The sequence below is a fragment of the Kitasatospora fiedleri genome (genome assembly GCF_948472415.1).
Lineage (GTDB): Bacteria > Actinomycetota > Actinomycetes > Streptomycetales > Streptomycetaceae > Kitasatospora > Kitasatospora fiedleri.
In genome coordinates this window covers 4,948,029-4,965,183 of record NZ_OX419519.1, presented here as the reverse complement: position 1 = coordinate 4,965,183, position 17,155 = coordinate 4,948,029, and the positions used below count along the sequence as shown (strand labels likewise).

Annotated in this window: 12 protein-coding genes and 2 pseudogenes; 7 read left to right on the top strand and 7 right to left on the bottom strand. The window is 74.4% G+C overall.

All coding sequences use genetic code 11. From position 1 onward, the window contains the following. Nucleotides 1–9: 9 nt before the first annotated feature. From QMQ26_RS22905 to QMQ26_RS22890, 4 genes are read left to right on the top strand one after another with little or no spacing between them, the layout of a single operon-like run. Nucleotides 10–1,149, top strand: a complete 1,140-nt coding sequence (locus QMQ26_RS22905; RefSeq protein WP_282202534.1) for an STM4014 family protein — start codon at nt 10–12, stop codon at nt 1,147–1,149. A gap of 8 nt (nt 1,150–1,157) precedes the next feature. Beyond that, nucleotides 1,158–1,979 carry an STM4013/SEN3800 family hydrolase gene (locus QMQ26_RS22900; protein ID WP_100838498.1) on the top strand — a complete coding sequence of 274 codons (822 nt, stop codon included), beginning with the start codon at nt 1,158–1,160 and terminating at the stop codon, nt 1,977–1,979. Further along, on the top strand, nt 1,976–3,349 hold the full coding sequence (locus QMQ26_RS22895; protein ID WP_282202533.1) for an STM4012 family radical SAM protein: 1,374 nt from the start codon (nt 1,976–1,978) through the stop codon (nt 3,347–3,349). Before QMQ26_RS22900 ends, QMQ26_RS22895 begins: the two co-directional genes overlap by 4 nt. Continuing rightward, nucleotides 3,346–4,206 (top strand): STM4011 family radical SAM protein, encoded by an 861-nt coding sequence (locus tag QMQ26_RS22890; RefSeq protein WP_282202532.1) that lies wholly within the window; start codon nt 3,346–3,348, stop codon nt 4,204–4,206. The genes QMQ26_RS22895 and QMQ26_RS22890 overlap by 4 nt, the downstream gene beginning before the upstream one ends. A gap of 31 nt (nt 4,207–4,237) precedes the next feature. On the opposite strand, the gene QMQ26_RS22885 is transcribed toward QMQ26_RS22890, so the two are convergent. The 6 genes and pseudogenes from QMQ26_RS22885 to QMQ26_RS22860 form a co-directional block, all read right to left on the bottom strand. Further along, entirely contained in the window at nt 4,238–5,227 is a 990-nt protein-coding gene (locus QMQ26_RS22885) for an ABC transporter substrate-binding protein (RefSeq protein ID WP_100836373.1), read from the bottom strand. Nucleotides 5,228–5,257: 30 nt separating this feature from the next. Continuing rightward, on the bottom strand, nt 5,258–6,034 hold the full coding sequence (locus QMQ26_RS22880) for an amino acid ABC transporter ATP-binding protein (protein ID WP_100836374.1): 777 nt from the start codon (nt 6,032–6,034) through the stop codon (nt 5,258–5,260). Beyond that, complete coding sequence (locus tag QMQ26_RS22875) at nt 6,031–6,978, bottom strand: amino acid ABC transporter permease (protein ID WP_100836375.1); 948 nt, start codon at nt 6,976–6,978, stop codon at nt 6,031–6,033. Before QMQ26_RS22875 ends, QMQ26_RS22880 begins: the two co-directional genes overlap by 4 nt. Nucleotides 6,979–6,992: 14 nt before the next feature. Beyond that, nucleotides 6,993–7,918: pseudogene (locus QMQ26_RS22870) on the bottom strand (ABC transporter substrate-binding protein). Continuing rightward, nucleotides 7,915–8,460, bottom strand: a complete 546-nt coding sequence (locus QMQ26_RS22865) for a GNAT family N-acetyltransferase (protein WP_282202531.1) — start codon at nt 8,458–8,460, stop codon at nt 7,915–7,917. The pseudogene QMQ26_RS22870 and the gene QMQ26_RS22865 overlap by 4 nt, the downstream one beginning before the upstream one ends. Then, nucleotides 8,457–9,575, bottom strand: a complete 1,119-nt coding sequence (locus tag QMQ26_RS22860) for an LLM class flavin-dependent oxidoreductase (protein ID WP_282202530.1) — start codon at nt 9,573–9,575, stop codon at nt 8,457–8,459. The genes QMQ26_RS22865 and QMQ26_RS22860 overlap by 4 nt, the downstream gene beginning before the upstream one ends. Before the next feature lie 582 nt (nt 9,576–10,157). On the opposite strand from QMQ26_RS22860, the gene QMQ26_RS22855 reads away from it, so the two are divergent. The 3 genes and pseudogenes from QMQ26_RS22855 (at nt 10,158) to QMQ26_RS22845 (ending at nt 15,461) form a co-directional block, all read left to right on the top strand. Continuing rightward, nucleotides 10,158–11,132, top strand: coding sequence for an amino acid ABC transporter permease (locus tag QMQ26_RS22855; RefSeq protein WP_100836379.1), 975 nt, complete (start codon nt 10,158–10,160; stop codon nt 11,130–11,132). Continuing rightward, nucleotides 11,129–13,020 (top strand): annotated as a pseudogene (locus QMQ26_RS22850) (FAD/NAD(P)-binding protein). Before QMQ26_RS22855 ends, QMQ26_RS22850 begins: the two are co-directional and overlap by 4 nt. Before the next feature lie 167 nt (nt 13,021–13,187). Then, nucleotides 13,188–15,461, top strand: coding sequence for an FdhF/YdeP family oxidoreductase (locus QMQ26_RS22845; RefSeq protein ID WP_282202529.1), 2,274 nt, complete (start codon nt 13,188–13,190; stop codon nt 15,459–15,461). Between the two features lie 74 nt (nt 15,462–15,535). Here QMQ26_RS22845 and QMQ26_RS22840 read toward each other — a convergent pair whose 3' ends face one another. Beyond that, nucleotides 15,536–17,041 (bottom strand): C40 family peptidase, encoded by a 1,506-nt coding sequence (locus tag QMQ26_RS22840; RefSeq protein WP_282202528.1) that lies wholly within the window; start codon nt 17,039–17,041, stop codon nt 15,536–15,538. Between the last annotated feature and the right edge of the window lie 114 nt (nt 17,042–17,155).

The window sequence follows — 17,155 nt, the reverse complement described above, 5'->3', positions numbered from 1 at the left end:
AGGGCGCACGTGACCTCGCACCAGCTGGTCGTCCTGGGCTCCCCCGGACACCGCCGGACCACCCTGTTCGCCGCCGCGGCCCGCGCCGCCGGCCGGCCGGAGCCCGCCGTGCTGCCCTGGTCCGCCGTGCTGCGCGGCCGGTACGAGCTGCCGCCCGGCGCGGTGGTCCGGATCGACTCGCCCGGGGAGGACCCGGAGGCCGACCGGCTGCTGCGCGGCCCCGTCCTCGGCGCGGGCTACGCCCCGACCCGGGTCGAGGGCGGCCCCGCCTGGTACGCGGGCGTCACCGCGGCGCTGCGCGCCCTGGCCGAGCGGCCCGGGGTGCGGCTGCTCGGCGATCCGGAGGAGATCGCCGTCATGTTCGACAAGCGGCGCGCGCACGCCCGGCTGGCCGCCGCCGGGGTGCCGGTGCCGCCCGCGCTGCCGGGCGGACTCCCGGGCTCCTGGCGGGAGTTGCGGGAGCGGCTGGCGGACGCCGGGATGCGCCGGGTGTTCCTCAAGCCGGTGCACGGCTCGTCCGCCTCCGGGGTGGTGGCCCTGGAGTTCGGCCCGCACGGCCGGGTCCAGGCGACCACCTCGGTGGAGCTCGCCCCGGACGGGCTGCACAACTCGCTCGCGGTGCGCCGCTACCGCTCCGCGGCGGAGGTCGCCGAGCTGGTCGACCGGCTCGCCCCCGAGGGGCTGCACGTCGAGCGCTGGGTCCCGAAGTCCGCGCAGGGCGGCCGGGCGGCGGACCTGCGGGTGCTGGTGGTCGGCGGCCGGGCCACCCACGTGGTGGTCCGCACCAGCCGGCACCCGATGACCAACCTGCACCTCGGCGGCGCCCGCGGCGAGCCGGCGGCGGTCCGGGCCGCCGCCGGGGAGCGCTGGCCCGGGCTGCTCGCCACCGCGGAGGCCGCCGCGCGCTGCTTCCCCCGCGCCCCGATGGTCGGCGTCGACCTCCTGCCGCACGCCCGCTGGCGGCGCGCCCTGGTCGGCGAGGTCAACGCCTTCGGCGACCTGCTCCCGAACCTCCCCGGCCTGCCCGACGGGCCGGCCCCGGGTCTCGACGCCTACGCGGCCCAACTCGCCTCCCCGGCGTACGCGTTCGGCCCTCCGGCGGGCGAAGGGGAGCCCGCCGTCCTGCCCCGCATCCTGGAGGCGCGGTGATCCCCGACATGAACGAGGTGGTCGGCTCGCACGACCTGCTGCTGGTCACCCTCGACACGCTGCGCTTCGACGTCGCCGCGGAGCTGCTCGCGGCCGGCCGGCTGCCCCACCTGGCGAAGGTGCTCCCGCCCACCGGCTGGGAGCGCCGGCACTCGCCGGGGAGTTTCACGTACGCCGCGCACCAGGCGATCCTGGCCGGGTTCCTGCCGACGCCCGCCTCGCCGGACGGGCCGCACCCGCGGCTGTTCGCGGCGCGGTTCGCGGGTTCGGAGAGCACCGAGCCGCGCACCTGGGTGTTCGACGCGCCCGACCTGCCGACGGGGCTGGCGCGGGCCGGGTACCGGACGGTCTGCGTCGGCGGGGTGGGGTTCTTCAACAAGCAGGGCCCGCTCGGCTCCGTCCTGCCGGGCCTGTTCCAGGAGAGCCACTGGGCGCCGGAGCTGGGCGTCCCGTCGCCGACCTCCTTCGAGTCGCAGGTGGCCGTGGCCGAGCGGGTGGCGGCCGAACAGCCGCCCGGGCAGCCGCTGTTCCTGTTCGTCAACGTCTCGGCGCTGCACCAGCCGAACTGGTTCCACCTGCCGGGGGCGACCCGCGCGGACGGGGACAGCCGGGCCACCCACGCCGCCGCGCTGGAGTACGTGGACGCGCACGTCGGGCGGCTGTTCGCGGCGATGACCGCCCGCCGCCCGTGCTTCGCGATCGTCTGCTCGGACCACGGCACCGCGTACGGCGAGGACGGGTACACCGGCCACCGGATCGGCCACGAGGTGGTCTGGACCGTCCCCTACGCGCACTTCACCCTCCCGGCCACCCCGCAGGAGCCCCGATGAGCACCGTCGCCGCCACCACCGTCGCCGCCACCACCGTCGCCGCCACCACCGTCGACACCGAGTCCCCGTACCAGAGTTACGTCTACGCGTACCCGCACAAGACGGCCTACCGCCCGCTGCCGGAGCGCCCGCGGCTCGCGGAGCTGTGGCGGGGCGAGAAGCAGGACGCGCTCTCGCTCTACCTGCACGTGCCGTTCTGCGAGGTGCGGTGCGGGTTCTGCAACCTGTTCACCCGGATCGGCAGCCCGGAGGGGCTGACCACCGCGTACCTGGACGCGCTGGAGCGGCAGGCCCGGCAGGTGCGGGAGGCGCTGGCGCCGGAGGCCCGGTTCGCGCTGGCGGCCTTCGGCGGCGGGACGCCGACCTACCTGACCGCGGCCGAGCTGGAACGGCTCTGCGACATCGCCGAGTCGGGGACGGGCGCGGACCTGCGGGCGGTCCCGCTGTCGGTGGAGGCGTCGCCGGACACCGCGACGGCCGACCGGCTGCGGGTGCTGGCCGAGCGCGGGACGACCCGGCTGAGCCTGGGCGTGCAGTCCTTCCTGGACGGGGAGGCGCGGGCCGCAGTGCGCCCGCAGAAGCGGGCCGCGGTGGAGGCGGCGCTGGGCCGGGTGCGGGACGCCGGGTTCCCGGTGCTGAACATCGACCTGATCTACGGCATCGACGGCCAGACGCCGGCCAGCTGGATCGCCTCCCTGGACGCGGCGCTGGCCTGGCGGCCGGAGGAGCTGTACCTGTACCCGCTGTACGTCCGCCCGCTGACCGGCCTGGGCCGGCACGCGGGGACGGCGGCGAACCCCGCCTGGGACGCCCAGCGGCTGGCGCTGTACCGGGCGGGCCGCGACCACCTGCTGGCCGAGGGGTACCAGCAGGTGTCGATGCGGATGTTCCGCCGGACCGGCGCGGCGAGCGCGAGCGCGGGCGAGTACGCCTGCCAGACCGACGGCATGGTGGGCCTGGGCTGCGGGGCCCGCTCGTACACCTCGCGGTTGCACTACTCCTTCGACTACGCGGTGGACGCCCGCGAGGTGCGCCGGATCATCGACGACTACGTGGCCGCGCCGGACTTCTCCCGGGCCGAGCTGGGCTGGGTGATGACTGACGAGGAGACCCGCCGCCGCCACCTGGTGCAGTCGCTGCTCCAGGGCGAGGGCGTCGACCTGGCGGCCTACCGGGAGCGCTTCGGCAGCACCCCGGAGCTGGACTTCCCGGCCGAGCTGGCCGAGTTCGCCGCCCGCGGCTGGCTGGCGGCGGACGACCCGGCGCGGCTGCTGCTGAGCCCGGAGGGCCTGGCCTGGTCGGACGCGGTGGGGCCGCGGCTGTTCTCCGCCGGGGTGCGGGCCAACATGGCGGAGTACGAGGCGAAGTGACCGACCGTACGAGCGAGTTGACGATCCTGTACCGGGGCCCGCTGTCCTCCTGCGACTACGACTGCCCGTACTGCCCGTTCGCCAAGCGGCGGGACACCCCGGAGCTGCTGCGCGCCGACCGGGCGGCGCTGGAGCGGTTCACGGCCTGGGCGGCGGCGTACCGGCACGGCCGGCTGTCGGTGCTGTTCACGCCGTGGGGCGAGGGGCTGGTGCGCAGCTGGTACCGGCGGGCGATGGTGGAGCTGAGCCGGCTGCCGCACCTGGAGCGGGTGGCGATCCAGACCAACGCGAGCTGCCGGACGGGCTGGCTGGCCGAGGCGGACCGGGCGAAGCTGGCGCTCTGGGTGACGTACCACCCGGGGCAGGTGAGCGAGCAGCGCTTCCTCGCCAAGTGCGCCGAACTCACCGCGCTGGGCGTGCGGTTCAGCGTCGGCGTGGTCGGGCAGCCGGAGCACCTGGCGGCGGCCCGGCGGCTGCGCGCGGCGCTGCCGGCGGGCGTCTACCTGTGGGTGAACGCGGCCGACGGGCTGACGTACACCGACGCCGAGGCGGCCGGGTGGGCGGAGCTGGACCCGCTGTTCGACTACAGCCGCCACCCGCACCGCAGCGCGGGGCTGCCGTGCCGGACCGGGGAGAGCGTGGTGTCGGTGGACGGGGACGGCACGGTGCGCCGCTGCCACTTCGTCCGGCCGCCGCTGGGCAACCTGTACGACGACTCGTATCGGGACCAACTACGGCCGCGCGCCTGCCCGTTGGGGAGCTGTGACTGCCACATCGGCTACGTGCACCTGGAGTCGCTGCCGCTGTACGACGTGTTCGCGGGCGGCGTGCTGGAGCGCATCCCGCACGGGTGGTGAGGGATGCGCTCCGGGGGGTGCCGGGGAGGCGTCAGCTGTCGGTCTTGGGCAGGCCGGGCGGGTTGATCTCGGAGGTCGGGACGGCCTCGTTCTCCAGGCCCCAGCGCTTGAGGACCTCGGTGTAGGTGCCGTTCTTGATGACCTCGTTGAGGGCCTCGTTGAACGCCTTGACCAGGCCGTTGTCCTTCTTGGTGGTGGCGGCGATCTTGCCGAGGACGGTCTCGCCGGCGCCGGAGTAGGTGCCGATGACCTCGGTCTCGCCGGTCTGCGCGGCGTGGAAGGCGCTGGCCGGGTTGGGGCCGAGCCAGGCGTCGATCCGGCCGGAGCCGAGGGCGAGGTAGTAGTCGGAGGCGTTCTGGTAGTACTTCACGTCCACCGGCTTGAGGCCGTTCTTGACGTCCTGGGCGCTCCAGTCGAGCAGCAGCTTCTCCTGGTTGGTGCCGGAGGCGACGCCGATGGTGTGGCCGGCCACGTCGGCCGGGCCCTTGACCTTCCAGCTGCCGCCCTTCTTGGCCTCGAAGCCGAGGATGTCGAGGCGGTAGGTGGCGAAGTCGTACTTCTCCTTGCGGGCCTCGGTGACGGTGACGTTGGTGATGCCCGCGTCGTACTTGCCGCTGTCCAGGCCGACGAAGACGTTCTCCCAGGAGACCGGGTTGATGTCGACCTTGAGGCCGAGCACGTCGCCGATCAGGTAGGCGATGTCGGGTTCGGTGCCGATCACCGTCTTGTCGTCGGTGGCGTAGAAGCCCAGCGGCGGGACGGTGCTGACGTTGGCCGCGACCTCCAGGGTGCCTCTTCGGCGGATCTCGTCCGGGACGAGGGCGGCGATCGCGTCGACCTTCGGCGTGGTGACCCGGTTCTGGTCGGGCGTCAGGTTGACCTTCACCCCGTTGGGCGCGGTGCCCTCCTTCTTGGCGCCGAGGTCCGCGGAGGCGTTGTCGGAGGAGCCGCAGGAGGAGAGCAGCAGGGCGGCGGCGAGGGCGGCGGCGGCCGGGACGAAGGTGCGGCGGGTCACGGACATGGGAGCAACTCCTTTGTTTCGTAAGGTGGTTCAGAGGACCTTGGCGAGGAAGGCGCGGGTCCGCTCGTGCTGCGGGTCGTCCAGCACCCGGGCGGGCGGGCCCTGCTCGACCACCACGCCGCCGTCCATGAACACCACGGTGTCGGCGACCTCGCGGGCGAAGCCGATCTCGTGGGTGACCACGATCATGGTGGTGCCGGTGCGGGCCAGGTCCTTGATCACGTCGAGGACCTCGCCGACCAGCTCGGGGTCGAGCGCGGAGGTCGGCTCGTCGAACAGCAGCACCTTGGGCTCCAGGGCGAGCGCCCGGGCGATGGCGACGCGCTGCTGCTGGCCGCCGGAGAGCCGGCGCGGGTACTCGTCGGCCTTGTCGGCGAGGCCGACCCGCTCCAGCAGGTCGCGGGCCCGGGCCCGGGCCTCGGCCTTGGGGACGCCGAGCGCGCCGACCGGGGCCTCGACCAGGTTCTCCAGCACGGTCAGGTGCGGGAACAGGTTGAAGTTCTGGAACACGAAGCCGAGCTTGGTGCGCTGCTTGAGCACCTCGCGCTCGGGCAGTTCGCGCAGCTTGTCGCCGACCCGCCGGTAGCCGATCAGCTCGCCGTCCACCCGGACGTGGCCCCGGTCGAGCTTCTCCAGGTGGTTGACCGCCCGCAGCAGGGTGGACTTGCCGGAGCCGGACGGGCCGAGCACCACCGTGACGGTGCCGGGGCGGACGTCGAGGTCGATGCCGCGCAGCACCTCCAGCCGTCCGAACCGCTTGTGCACGCCGCGTACTTCGACCATGGCCGTGGCGCCGTCGCCGCTCATGCCCGCTTCTCCTTGATCTCGGTGGCGGCGGCCCGCAGCCGCTGCCAGGGGGTGGGCGGCGCGGCGCGTCCGCTGCCGCGGGCGAAGTAGCGCTCGACCCAGTACTGGACGAGCGAGAGCGCGGTGGTCAGCAGCACGTACCAGACGGTGGCGACCAGCAGCAGCGGCACCACCCGGCCGGTGCGGCCGTAGATCACCTGCACCTGGTAGAAGAGCTCGCCGATCGCCATCACGTAGACGATCGAGGTGCCCTTGAACAGCGAGATGACCTCGTTGGCGGCGTTCGGCAGGATGCCGCGCATGGCCTGCGGCAGCACGATCCGCCAGGCCTGCCGGAACCTCGGGATGCCGAGCGCGGCGGCGGCCTCCAGCTGTCCGGCGTCCACCGCGAGCACGCCGCCGCGGATGATCTCGGCGGCGTACGCGGCCTGGTGCAGGGCCAGGCCGAGGACGGCCGCGCCGAGCGCGCCGAGCAGGTCCATGGTGCCGAAGGAGACGAAGCTCGGGCCGAACGGGATGCCGATGCCGATCCGCTTGTACAGGTAGGCCAGGTTGAACCAGAACACCAGCTGCACGATCAGCGGGATCGAGCGGAACGCCCACACGTACGTCCAGGCGATGGTGCGCAGGATCGGGCTGCCGGACAGCCGCAGCGCGGCGATCACCGCGCCCAGCGCGAAGCCCAGGACCGTGCCGTAGAGAGTGAGTTGGAGGGTGACGCCGACCGCGCGCAGGATGCTGTCGGAGAACACGAAGGCGCGGAAGGTCGGCCAGTCCCAGCCGGGGTTGACGGCCAGTCCGTGCAGGAACTGGGCGGCCAGCACCAGCGCGGCCAGACCGGCCACCAGCCGCCACGGCCTGCGGTGCGGAACGATCGGCAACTCGGCGGTGTCGTCCACGGGTTGTCGGTCGGCGAGGGGGGTTTCGGAAGTCACGGCGGTCATCGGGGGCTCCGCGGTCAGGAGTGCTCGGGCGGGTTGATCTTCGACTCGGTGATCGCCGAGTCGGTGGTGCCCCACTTGGCGAGGATCTTCTGGTAGGAGCCGTCCTTGATCAGCTCGTTGACGGCGGCCTGGAAGGCCGGGGTGAGCGGCGAACCCTTCTTGAACGCGAAGCCGACGTCGAGCCGGTGGTACTCGCCGAGGAAGCGGGTCTTGGAGCCGGGCTGGGCGGCCTGGTAGCGCAGGCCGTTGATGGTGGACATCACCACGTCCAGCCGGCCCTGCTGGAGGCCGGTGATCACGGCGCCGTTGTCGGAGAACGACTTGACCTCGTACGGCTTCTTGCCGGCCTGGGCGCAGACGTCCTTCTTGGCGTTCAGGGTGGCCTCGAAGGTGGTGCCCGCGCCGGTGCCGACGGTCAGGCCGCAGAGCTGGACCAGGTCGGTGACGCTGGTCAGCGCGGTGTTGTCGGAGCGCACCGCGAAGCCCTGGCCGTCGTCGATGTAGGTGACGAAGTCGGTGGTCTTCAGCCGGGCCTCGGTGACGCCGAAGTTGCCGGTGCCGACGTCGTACTTGCCGCTGCCGAGCGCGGGCAGGATGCTCTCGAACGCGGCGTCCTCGCGCTGCACGGTGATCCCGAGCACCTTGGCGACGCCGTTGACCAGGTCGACGTCCACCCCGGCGGGCTCGTGCTGGCCCTCCGGGTAGTACGCCGCGGGCGGGGCGGCGACCGTGCCGCCGAGCTTGACGGTGCCCGAGGCGCGGACCTCGGGGGCAGCAGCGCGGCGATGGCCTCGTTCTTCGTCACCCCCGCCAGCGCGTCCTGGTTCGGCTGGACGCCGACCGGTGCGGCCTTCGCGGGGGCCGCCGGGTCGGAGCCGCAGCCCGCCAGCGCCAGGACGGCGACGGCGGCCAGTGCGGTGGCGGGGAGGTGGCGCTTCATCTGGAGGGTGCCTTTCCGGCCGCCGCGGCGGCGGCCAGGTCTTGCGCGAACGTGGTTCGTGCGTGCGGGAGTTGCAGGTGCTTCTCGAACGGCAGCGGCTTCAGCTCCGGGCGCGGCGCCCGGAGGTCGAACAGCGGGGTGTAGCCGGTCGCCAGGTAGAGCGCCTCGGCCTCCGGCTGGCGCGGGCCGGTGGTGAGGAAGATCCGCCGGTAGCCGGCCTGCCCGGCGGCGGCCTCCAGTTCGGCCAGGACCCGGCGGCCCAGGCCCTGGCGGCGGTGCGCGGCGGAGGTCCACATCCGCTTCAGTTCGGCGGTGCCCTCGTCCGCGTGCCGGCGGTAGGCGCCGCCGGCCACCGGTTCGCCGTCGCGCAGCAGCAGGAGCAGCAGGCCGTCCGGCGGGGTGAACTCCGCGGCGCCGTGCCGCTCCATCTCCTGCCGGCCCTCGGGGCCGTAGCGGGTGACGTACTCGTGGGTGAGTTCGCGGATCAGGGGGGCGGTGAGCGGGTCGCCGAGCACGGCCCGCGCCACGGTCAGCTCGCTCATGCCGCCGCGGCCCCGGCGGCCTTGGCGGCGTCGCGCTTGGCGACCTCCTCGCGGACGATCGGGATGACGTACCGGCCGAAGTCGATCGCGTCGTCGACGTGGTCGTAGCCGCGGGCGGAGAGGATGTCCACGCCGAGGTCGTAGTAGTCGAGCAGCGCCTGGGCGACCGTCTCGGGCGTGCCGACCAGGGCGTTGGAGTTGCCCGCGCCGCCGGTGGCGGCGGCGGTCGGGGTCCACAGCGCGCGGTCGTAGCGCTCGCCCGCCTCGGCGATCTCCAGCAGCCGCTGGGAGCCGGAGTTCTCCGGCCGGGCGCCGTTGGCCAGGCGGCGGCGGACCAGGTCGTTGCCCTCCCGGCGGGCCTTGATCGCGGCGACCGTGCGGTGCGCCTTCTCCCAGGCGAGTTCCTCGGTGGGCGCGATGATCGGCCGGAAGGCGACCTGGATGCGCGGGGTGTCGGTGCGCCCGGCGGCCGCGGCGGCGGCCTTGACCAGCTCGATCTGCTCGGCGGTGCGGGCCAGCGGTTCGCCCCACAGCGCGTAGATGTCGGCCTCGGCGCCGCCGGCGGCGAACGCGGCGGGCGAGGAGCCGCCGAAGGAGACGTCCGGCCGGGGCTGCTGGACCGGGAAGACGTCCGAGACGAAGTCGTTGAAACGGTAGAACTCGCCCGCGTGGTCGAAGGGTTCGCGGCTGGTCCAGGCCTTCTTGACGATGCCGATGTACTCGCGGGTGCGGTCGTAGCGGCGGTCCTTGGGCAGGAAGTCGCCCTCGCGCTGCTGCTCGTGGTCGCTGCCGCCGGTGATGAAGTGCACGGTGAGCCGGCCGTCGCTGATCCGGTCCAGGGTGGCGAAGGTCTTGGCCGCGAAGGTCGGGTAGGAGACGTTCGGGCGGTGCGCCAGCAGGATCTGCAGCCGGTCGAGTTTGGCGGCGAGGTACGCGGCGGCGGCGGCGGGCTCGGGCGAGCCGGCGCCGTAGGCGAACAGCACCCGGTCCCAGCCGTGGTCCTCGTGGGCGCGGGCCAGGCGCAGCGTGTAGTCGCGGTCGAAGGCGTGGGTGGTGCGGGCGGTGGTCTCCGAACCGTCGCCGGTGGCGGCGATTCCGAGGAACTCGACGGGCATGGCAGGGCTCTTCCGGTCGGGTGGGAGCCGCGTCCGGGCAGGCCGGGGGACGCCCTGGCGGGCGGGGGCGGACGCGGGCGGCGGGTGGACGGACGGGGCGTGCGGCGCGTGACGGGGCGCCGGCTCAGGAGCGAGCGGGAACGCGGAGGAGGCGGCAGCGTGCGCCTGTTGGTCCGTCCGGACGGACGGCTTCCCGGACCGGTACTGGGCGACCGAGGGAGGACTCCCGGAGGGGAGGAGGGCCGGTCAGGCGGCCCGCTGCCGGGTCAGCCGCGACACGCCGCGGACCACACCCGACCGAAGTCGATGTGGCCGCGCGTCACCAGGGCGGGCTGTCCGGCTCTCATGTCGAACAGTTGAGCAGTGCCGCCGAGGGTCCGTCAACCTTTCCGCGCGGGACGAAACACCGGCGTCACACCCGCGTCCTTGACAGCCTCCGGACGCACACCCGTACGATCGAAGTGGAGCGAGTACTGCCCGGGCCCGGTCGAACTGCCGCCAGGCCCAGCCGCGTTGAGGGACGCGGCGCGCGTGAGTGACGGCATGCGGATACCGCCTGCCCCGCCGCCCGATGGAGCCCTCATGGCCTCGCCCGCCGTCCCGTCCGCCCGCGCCCGGTCCGCCGCGCCGCCGGACCCGACCGACCAGCCCCCCACCGGGACCGTCCCCGCCGAGCTGCCGATCGTGCCCCGCCGCCGCCCCGGGCGGTACCTGAGCGGCGGGCTGGCGCTGCTGGCCGCCGCCCTGCTGCTGCGCTCGCTGGCCGGCAACGCGGCCTTCGAGTGGTCGGTGGTCGGCAGCTACCTGACCGCGCCGTCGATCCTGCGCGGCCTGCTGCTGACGCTCTGGCTGACCGGCGCGGTGACCGCCCTCGGCTTCGCCCTGGGCACCGCGCTGGCGGTGGCCCGGCTGTCGGGCAATCCGGTACTCCAGGCGCTGAGTTGGGGCTTCGTCTGGATCTTCCGGGCCACCCCGCTGCTGGTCCAGCTGCTGCTCTGGTTCAACATCGGGGCGCTGTACCCGAAGCTGTCGCTGAGCCTGCCGTTCGGCGGCGAGCTGTTCGCGGTGAAGACCGTCGACCTGCTCGGCCCGGTGCTCACCGCCCTGATCGGACTGACCCTGCACGAGGCCGCGTTCGCCGCCGAGGTGGTCCGCTCCGGCGTCCTGTCGGTCGACCAGGGCCAGCTGGAGGCGGCCGCCTCGCTGGGCCTGGGCCGCGGCCGGGTGCTGCGGCGGATCGTGCTGCCGCAGGCGATGCGGGCGATCCTGCCGCCCGCCGGGAACATGCTGATCGGCACCCTCAAGGGCACCTCGATCATCAGCGTGCTGGCCGTCCACGACCTGCTGTTCTCCACCCAGTTGGTCTACAACCAGACCTACCAGGTGATCCCGCTGCTGATGGTGGCCACCCTCTGGTACATCGCGGTGACCAGCGTGCTGTCCGTCGGCCAGTACTACCTGGAGCGGCACTTCGCCCGCGGCGCCACCCGGGCCGGGCTGCCGCCGACCCCGTGGCAGCGGGCCCGGGCCGCCTTCCGCCGCGCGGTCGGGCGGTGAGCGCGGTGCCCGTGCTGGTCGTCGTGGGAGCCGGTCCGCGGGGCACCGGCCTGCTGGAGCGGATAGCCGCCAACGCGCCCGAACTGCTGGGCCCCGGCGTGCGGTTGGACGTCCACCTGGTCGACCCGCACCCGCCCGGCGGGGGCCGGATCTGGCGCAACGCGCAGTCCCCGCTGCTGCGGATGAACTCGATGGCGGAGGACGTCACCATGTTCACCGACGAGCGCACCACCATGGACGGACCGGTCCGCCCCGGCCCCTCGCTCGCCGAGTGGGCCACCGACCCGGCCGCCCACCCGCCCTACCTGCCGGAGGCCGACCCCGACATCGCCGACGAACTGCGCGCCCTGCTGCCCACCGACTTCCCGACCCGGCGCGCCCAGTCCGCCTACCTGGACTGGACGCTGCGCCGCGCCGCCGCCGAACTCCCGGAGAACGTACGGCTCTTCGTCCACCAGGACACCGCGCTGCGGATCACCGGCGACCCGGACGGCCCGCAGCGCGTCCACCTCTCCGACACCGTGCTGCTCGCCGACCGGGTGGTGCTCGCGCTCGGCCACCTCGACTCCGCGCCCGGCTCCGACACCGCCGAGGCCCGCGCCTTCGCCGACCGGCACGGCCGCACCTACCTGCCGCCCGCGTTCACCGCCGACGCCGACCTCTCCGGCCTCGCCCCCGGCGAGCGGGTGGTGGTCCGCGGCCTCGGCCTGGCCTTCGTCGACCTGGTCGCGCTGCTCACCGAGGGCCGCGGCGGCCGCTTCACCCGCGCCCGGGCGGCGGCCTGCGCTACCACCCCTCCGGCCGCGAACCCGTGCTGTACGCGGGCTCCCGGCGCGGCGTCCCGTACCACGCCAAGACCGGCTACCGGCTCCGCGGCCCGATCCCGCCGCTCCCCCGCTACTTCGGCCCCGACCTCGAACTCCCGGACGGGCCGGTCGAGTTCAAGCGCGACCTGTGGCCCGCCATGGCCAAGGAGATCGGCTTCGGCTACTACCACGAGCTCTTCCACGGCCACCCCGAGCGCACCGCCCTGCCCTGGGCCGAGTTCCTGGCCGACTACGACCGCCACCCCTGGGACAGCCCCGAACGCGCCGCCCTGGTCGCCGCCGCCGTCCCCGACCCGGCCGACCGCCTCGACCTGGAACGGCTCGACCGCCCGCTGGCCGGCCTGCGCGTCGGCAGCCCCGCCGAACTCCAGCAGCACCTGCGTGCCCACCTGCGCGCCGACCTGGCCCGCCGCGCCGACCAGCGGCACAGCGCCGACCTCGGCGCCTTCTACGCCCTGCTCTCGCTGTACGGCCAGCTCGTCCACCTGCTGCCCGCCCACCCGCTCACCGCCCGCTCCACCGCCGCCGAACTCGACGGCTGGTGGACCGGCTTCTTCTCCTTCTACGCCTCCGGCCCGCCCGGCTTCCGCCTGGAGCAGCTGCTCGCCCTCTCCGACGCCGGGCTGCTGCACTTCCTCGGCCCCGACCTGCGGGTCGACCTCGACGAGCAGCACGGCACCTTCCGCGCCTCCTCCCCCGCCCTGCCCGGCCACCGGGTCCACGGCACCGCCCTGGTCGACGCCTTCCTCCCCCGGCACGCCCTCGACCGCAGCAACGACCCGCTGCTGCGCCGGCTCCTGCACGAGGGCCGGATCGACGAGGAGCGGCTGGCCGACCCCGACGGCCACACCTACCGCTCCGGCCTGGTCCGCACCGACCCCGAGTCCCGGCTGCTCGACCCCGCCCTCGGCGGCCCGCACCCGCGCCGCACCGCCCTCGGCGCCCCCACCACCACCCGCGCCCCGGCCGCCTTCGCCCGCCCGCGCACCGACGCCCCGTCCTTCCGGCAGAACGACGCCGTCGCCCGCCGCCTGCTCACCGAACTCCAGAAGGAGGACTGAGGCCCGCGCCGTCGGACACCCGCCGCCGTCGAGCACCCGCCGTCCCACACCCGCAGCCGTCGAGCACCCGCCACCGCCGAACACCCGCAGCCGTCGAGCACCCGCCACCGCCGAACACCCGCACCGGATACGCTCGGAAGCACCCCGAGCCCTCCGGAGAGCCCGCCATGGCCAAGCAGCCCCCGCACCGCGACCCCGCCCAGGACGCGCCGCAGACCTCCCCGCCGGCCCACGCCGCCGCCGGGCTGCCCGCGATCGGGCACACCCTGCGGATGGCCGCCGACCAGATGTCGCCGGGGCGGGTGCTCGCCACCCTGCGCCGGGTCAACCAGCCGGGCGGCTTCGACTGCCCCGGCTGCGCCTGGCCCGAGCCGGACAAGCCGCACCTGGCCGAGTTCTGCGAGAACGGCGCCAAGGCCGTCGCCGAGGAGGCCACCGAACGCCGGATCACCCCGGCCTTCTTCGCCGAGCACCCGGTCGCCGAACTCGCCGGGCGCTCCGGCTACTGGCTCGGCCAGCAGGGCCGGCTCACCACCCCGATGCTGCTGGACGCGGGCGCCGACCACTACACCCCGATCGACTGGGACGACGCCTTCGCCCTGATCGCCGAGGAGCTGACCGCGCTCGGCTCCCCGGACGAGGCCGCCTTCTACACCTCCGGCCGCACCTCCAACGAGGCCGCCTTCGCGTACCAGCTGTTCGCCCGCCGGCTCGGCACCAACAACCTGCCCGACTGCTCCAACATGTGCCACGAGTCCTCGGGTTCGGCGCTCACCGAGACGCTCGGCGTCGGCAAGGGCAGCGTCTCGCTCAAGGACCTCTACCAGGCCGACCTGATCATCGTCGCGGGCCAGAACCCGGGCACCAACCACCCCCGGATGCTCTCCGCCCTGGAGCGCGCCAAGCGGGCCGGCGCGAAGATCGTCAGCGTCAACCCGCTGCCCGAGGCCGGGCTGGAGCGCTTCAAGAACCCGCAGACCCCGCGCGGCCTGGTCGGCGGCGGCACCAGGCTCACCGACCTGTTCCTGCAGATCCGGCTCGGCGGCGACCTCGCCCTGTTCCGCGCCCTCAACCACCTGCTGCTCACCACCCCGGGCGCGGTCGACGAGGCGTTCGTCGCCGAACACTGCGCCGGCTACCCGGAGTTCGCCGCCGAGGCGGCCGAGCTCGACCGGGACGCCACGCTGCGCGCCACCGGGCTGCCCTGGGAGCAGGTCGAGGAGCTGCACCGCCTGGTGCTCGGCGCGAAGAAGGTCATCGTCTGCTGGGCGATGGGCCTCACCCAGCACAAGCACTCCGTGCCGACCATCCGCGAGGTGGTCAACTTCCTGCTGCTGCGCGGCAACGTGGGCCGCCCCGGCGCCGGCGTCTGCCCGGTCCGGGGGCACAGCAACGTGCAGGGCGACCGCACCATGGGCATCTTCGAACGCCCCTCCGCCGCCTTCCTGGACGCCCTGGGCAAGGAGTTCGGCTTCGAGCCGCCGCGCCACCACGGCTTCGACACCGTCGACACCATCCGGGCCATGCGCGACGGCCGGGTCAAGGTGTTCTTCGCGATGGGCGGCAACTTCGTCTCGGCCGGCCCGGACACCGACACCACCGAGGCCGCGATGCGCCGCTGCCGGCTGACCGTGCACGTCTCCACCAAGCTCAACCGCTCGCACCTGGTCACCGGCGCCCGCGCCCTGATCCTGCCCACCCTGGGCCGCACCGACCGCGACCTCACCGCCGCCGGGCAGCAGTTCGTCAGCGTCGAGGACTCCATGGGCATGGTGCACGCCTCCCGCGGCGGCCTGCGCCCGCCCGCGCCCGGCCTGCTCTCCGAGGTCGCCATCGTGGCCCGGCTGGCCCGCGCCGCCCTCGGCCCCCAGGACCCCACCCCCTGGGAGGAGTTCGCCCTCGACTACGACCGCGTCCGCGAGCGGATCGCCCGCGTCGTCCCCGGCTTCGACGACTACAACACCCGGGTCCGCCGCCCCGGCGGCTTCGCCCTCCCGCACGCCCCGCGCGACACCCGCACCTTCCCCACCGCCACCGGGAAGGCCAACTTCACCGTCAACCCGCTGACCGCCCCCGAGGTCCCGCCGGGCCGGCTGCTGCTCCAGACCCTGCGCTCGCACGACCAGTACAACACCACCGTCTACGGCCTGGACGACCGCTACCGGGGCATCACCGGCGGGCGCCGGGTGGTCCTGGTCAACCCCGCCGACGCCGCCGAACTCGGCCTGGCCGACGGGCAGTACGTCGACCTGGTCGGCGAGTGGACCGACGGCGTCGAACGCCGCGCCCCGCACTTCCGGGTGGTGCACTACCCCGTCGCCCGCGGCGGCGCCGCCGCGTACTACCCCGAGACCAACGTCCTGGTCCCGCTGGACTCCACGGCCGACATCAGCAACACCCCGACCTCGAAGTCGGTCGTGGTCCGCCTCGAAGCCGAGTAACCGAGCAGCCGGGCAGCCGGGCAGCTGAGCAGCGGGCCCGCCGGACCGGCCGGCGGGCCCCGCCGCCCCGGATCTCAGCCCGCCGACCGGCTCCCGGACGGCGACACCGCGTCCGCCCCGCTCGGCGACCCCGACCCGGCGGGCGCCGTGAGGCCGCTGGGCGTGCCCGTCCCGCTCGGCCCGGCCGTCCCGCCCGGGGTGCCCGAGCCGCTCGGCGTGCCGGAACCACTGGGGGTGCCGGAACCGCTCGGCGTGCCGGAGCCGCTCGGCGTCCCCGAACCGCCGGGCGTGGCCGGGTCGGACGGCGTGGCGGGCGCGCTGGGCGTGCCGCCCGGCGCGGTGGGCGTGGTCGTCGGCGCGGGCGGCGTCGGCAGCGTCGAGGGCTTGGCGGGCTGGATCTTCACCGCGCCCAGCGGCACGTCCGGCACCTTCCAGGCGCCGCCCGCGTCGTCCGCCGCGTCGTTCCCGTCCGGGCGGACCGCGCCCAGGATCGGCATCGCGCCGATCTGCGAGACCTTCACCACGTCCCCGGTGTGCGGGGCCTGCACGATCAGCCCGCCGCCGATGTACATCCCGATGTGGGTGGCGCCGGCGAAGTAGACGATCAGGTCGCCGGGGCGGATCTGGTTCAGCGGGACGTGCTTGAGCTGCGCCCACTGCTCCTGGCTGGTGCGCGGGATGGGCAGCCCGGCGTGCAGCCAGGCCTGCGAGGTGAGGCCGGAGCAGTCGAACACGTCCGGCCCGGCGCCGCCCCACACGTAGTCCTTGCCGAGCTGCTGGAGCGCCCAGGCGACCGCCTTGCGGCCCGTCGCCGAGGGCGTCCGCTCGCCCTTGCCGAGCGCCCCGGAGGCCAGGAAGGCCAGCTGCGCCTCGTTGGCCTGCTGCTTCTCCAGCTCGGCCAGCTCGTCGCGCTGGGCGCCGGTGAGCGAGCCGACCAGCTGCTCGACCTCGGCCAGCTTCCGGGCGACGTCGTCCTTCGCCTTCCCCTGCTCGGCGGCCAGCGCCTGCGACTGGGCGACGGCCTGCTCGGCGGCGGTGCGCAGCGCGGTCAGGGTGTCCCGGTCCGCCTTGAGCCGGTCCAGGAACTCCTTCTGCGAGTGCCCGGCGGAGTTCAGCAGCTCGGCGATCACCACGGCCTCGTACGGGTTCTCGGCCATCAGCAGCTCGGCGTACCCGGATATCTGGCTGTTGCGGTACTGCGCGGCGGCGAGCTGGGAGGCGAGGTCGCTGCCGGCGTCGACGGCGTCCTGCTGCCGGGCGGCCCGGTTGTTCAGGTCCTCGACGGTGGCCTGCTGCTCGGCGAGCTTGGCGACCGTGCCGTTGTACTGCTCGGTGGCGGTCTCGGCCTGCTGGTAGAGGGCGTGCAGTTCGTCGAGCATCGGCCCGAGGGTGCGCTTGGCCTCGGCCAGCGGGTCGGACCCGGCGGAGACCGCGGGGGCGCCCGGCCCGGGCACGGCGTACGCCGCCGAGGCGAAGAACGGCAGGGTGAGCGCGGCGGCGGCGAGCACCGCTCCGCAGCGCAGCGCGGCGCGCACCCACGGCCTCAGGCCGGTCGATTCGGTCCGCTGCCCAGCCCCCATCGGCCGGCCCTCCCCAGATTGTCCGTCGGCGATCGGACCGATCCTGCCACGTGGAGGGGTGTTCGGGGCAGGTGCTTTCCGGACCGCCGGGTGAATTCTCATCCGGCGCGGGGT

What these genes read in the sequence shown, in the direction of transcription:
- QMQ26_RS22900 (WP_100838498.1), top strand. Translation starts at nt 1,158, where the DNA reads ATGAACGAGGTGGTCGGCTCGCACGACCTGCTGCTGGTCACCCTCGAC.
- QMQ26_RS22895 (WP_282202533.1), top strand. Translation starts at nt 1,976, where the DNA reads ATGAGCACCGTCGCCGCCACCACCGTCGCCGCCACCACCGTCGCCGCC.
- QMQ26_RS22885 (WP_100836373.1), bottom strand. Translation starts at nt 5,227, where the DNA reads ATGTCCGTGACCCGCCGCACCTTCGTCCCGGCCGCCGCCGCCCTCGCC.
- QMQ26_RS22880 (WP_100836374.1), bottom strand. Translation starts at nt 6,034, where the DNA reads ATGAGCGGCGACGGCGCCACGGCCATGGTCGAAGTACGCGGCGTGCAC.
- QMQ26_RS22875 (WP_100836375.1), bottom strand. Translation starts at nt 6,978, where the DNA reads ATGACCGCCGTGACTTCCGAAACCCCCCTCGCCGACCGACAACCCGTG.
- QMQ26_RS22865 (WP_282202531.1), bottom strand. Translation starts at nt 8,460, where the DNA reads ATGAGCGAGCTGACCGTGGCGCGGGCCGTGCTCGGCGACCCGCTCACC.
- QMQ26_RS22860 (WP_282202530.1), bottom strand. Translation starts at nt 9,575, where the DNA reads ATGCCCGTCGAGTTCCTCGGAATCGCCGCCACCGGCGACGGTTCGGAG.
- QMQ26_RS22855 (WP_100836379.1), top strand. Translation starts at nt 10,158, where the DNA reads ATGGCCTCGCCCGCCGTCCCGTCCGCCCGCGCCCGGTCCGCCGCGCCG.
- QMQ26_RS22845 (WP_282202529.1), top strand. Translation starts at nt 13,188, where the DNA reads ATGGCCAAGCAGCCCCCGCACCGCGACCCCGCCCAGGACGCGCCGCAG.
- QMQ26_RS22840 (WP_282202528.1), bottom strand. Translation starts at nt 17,041, where the DNA reads ATGGGGGCTGGGCAGCGGACCGAATCGACCGGCCTGAGGCCGTGGGTG.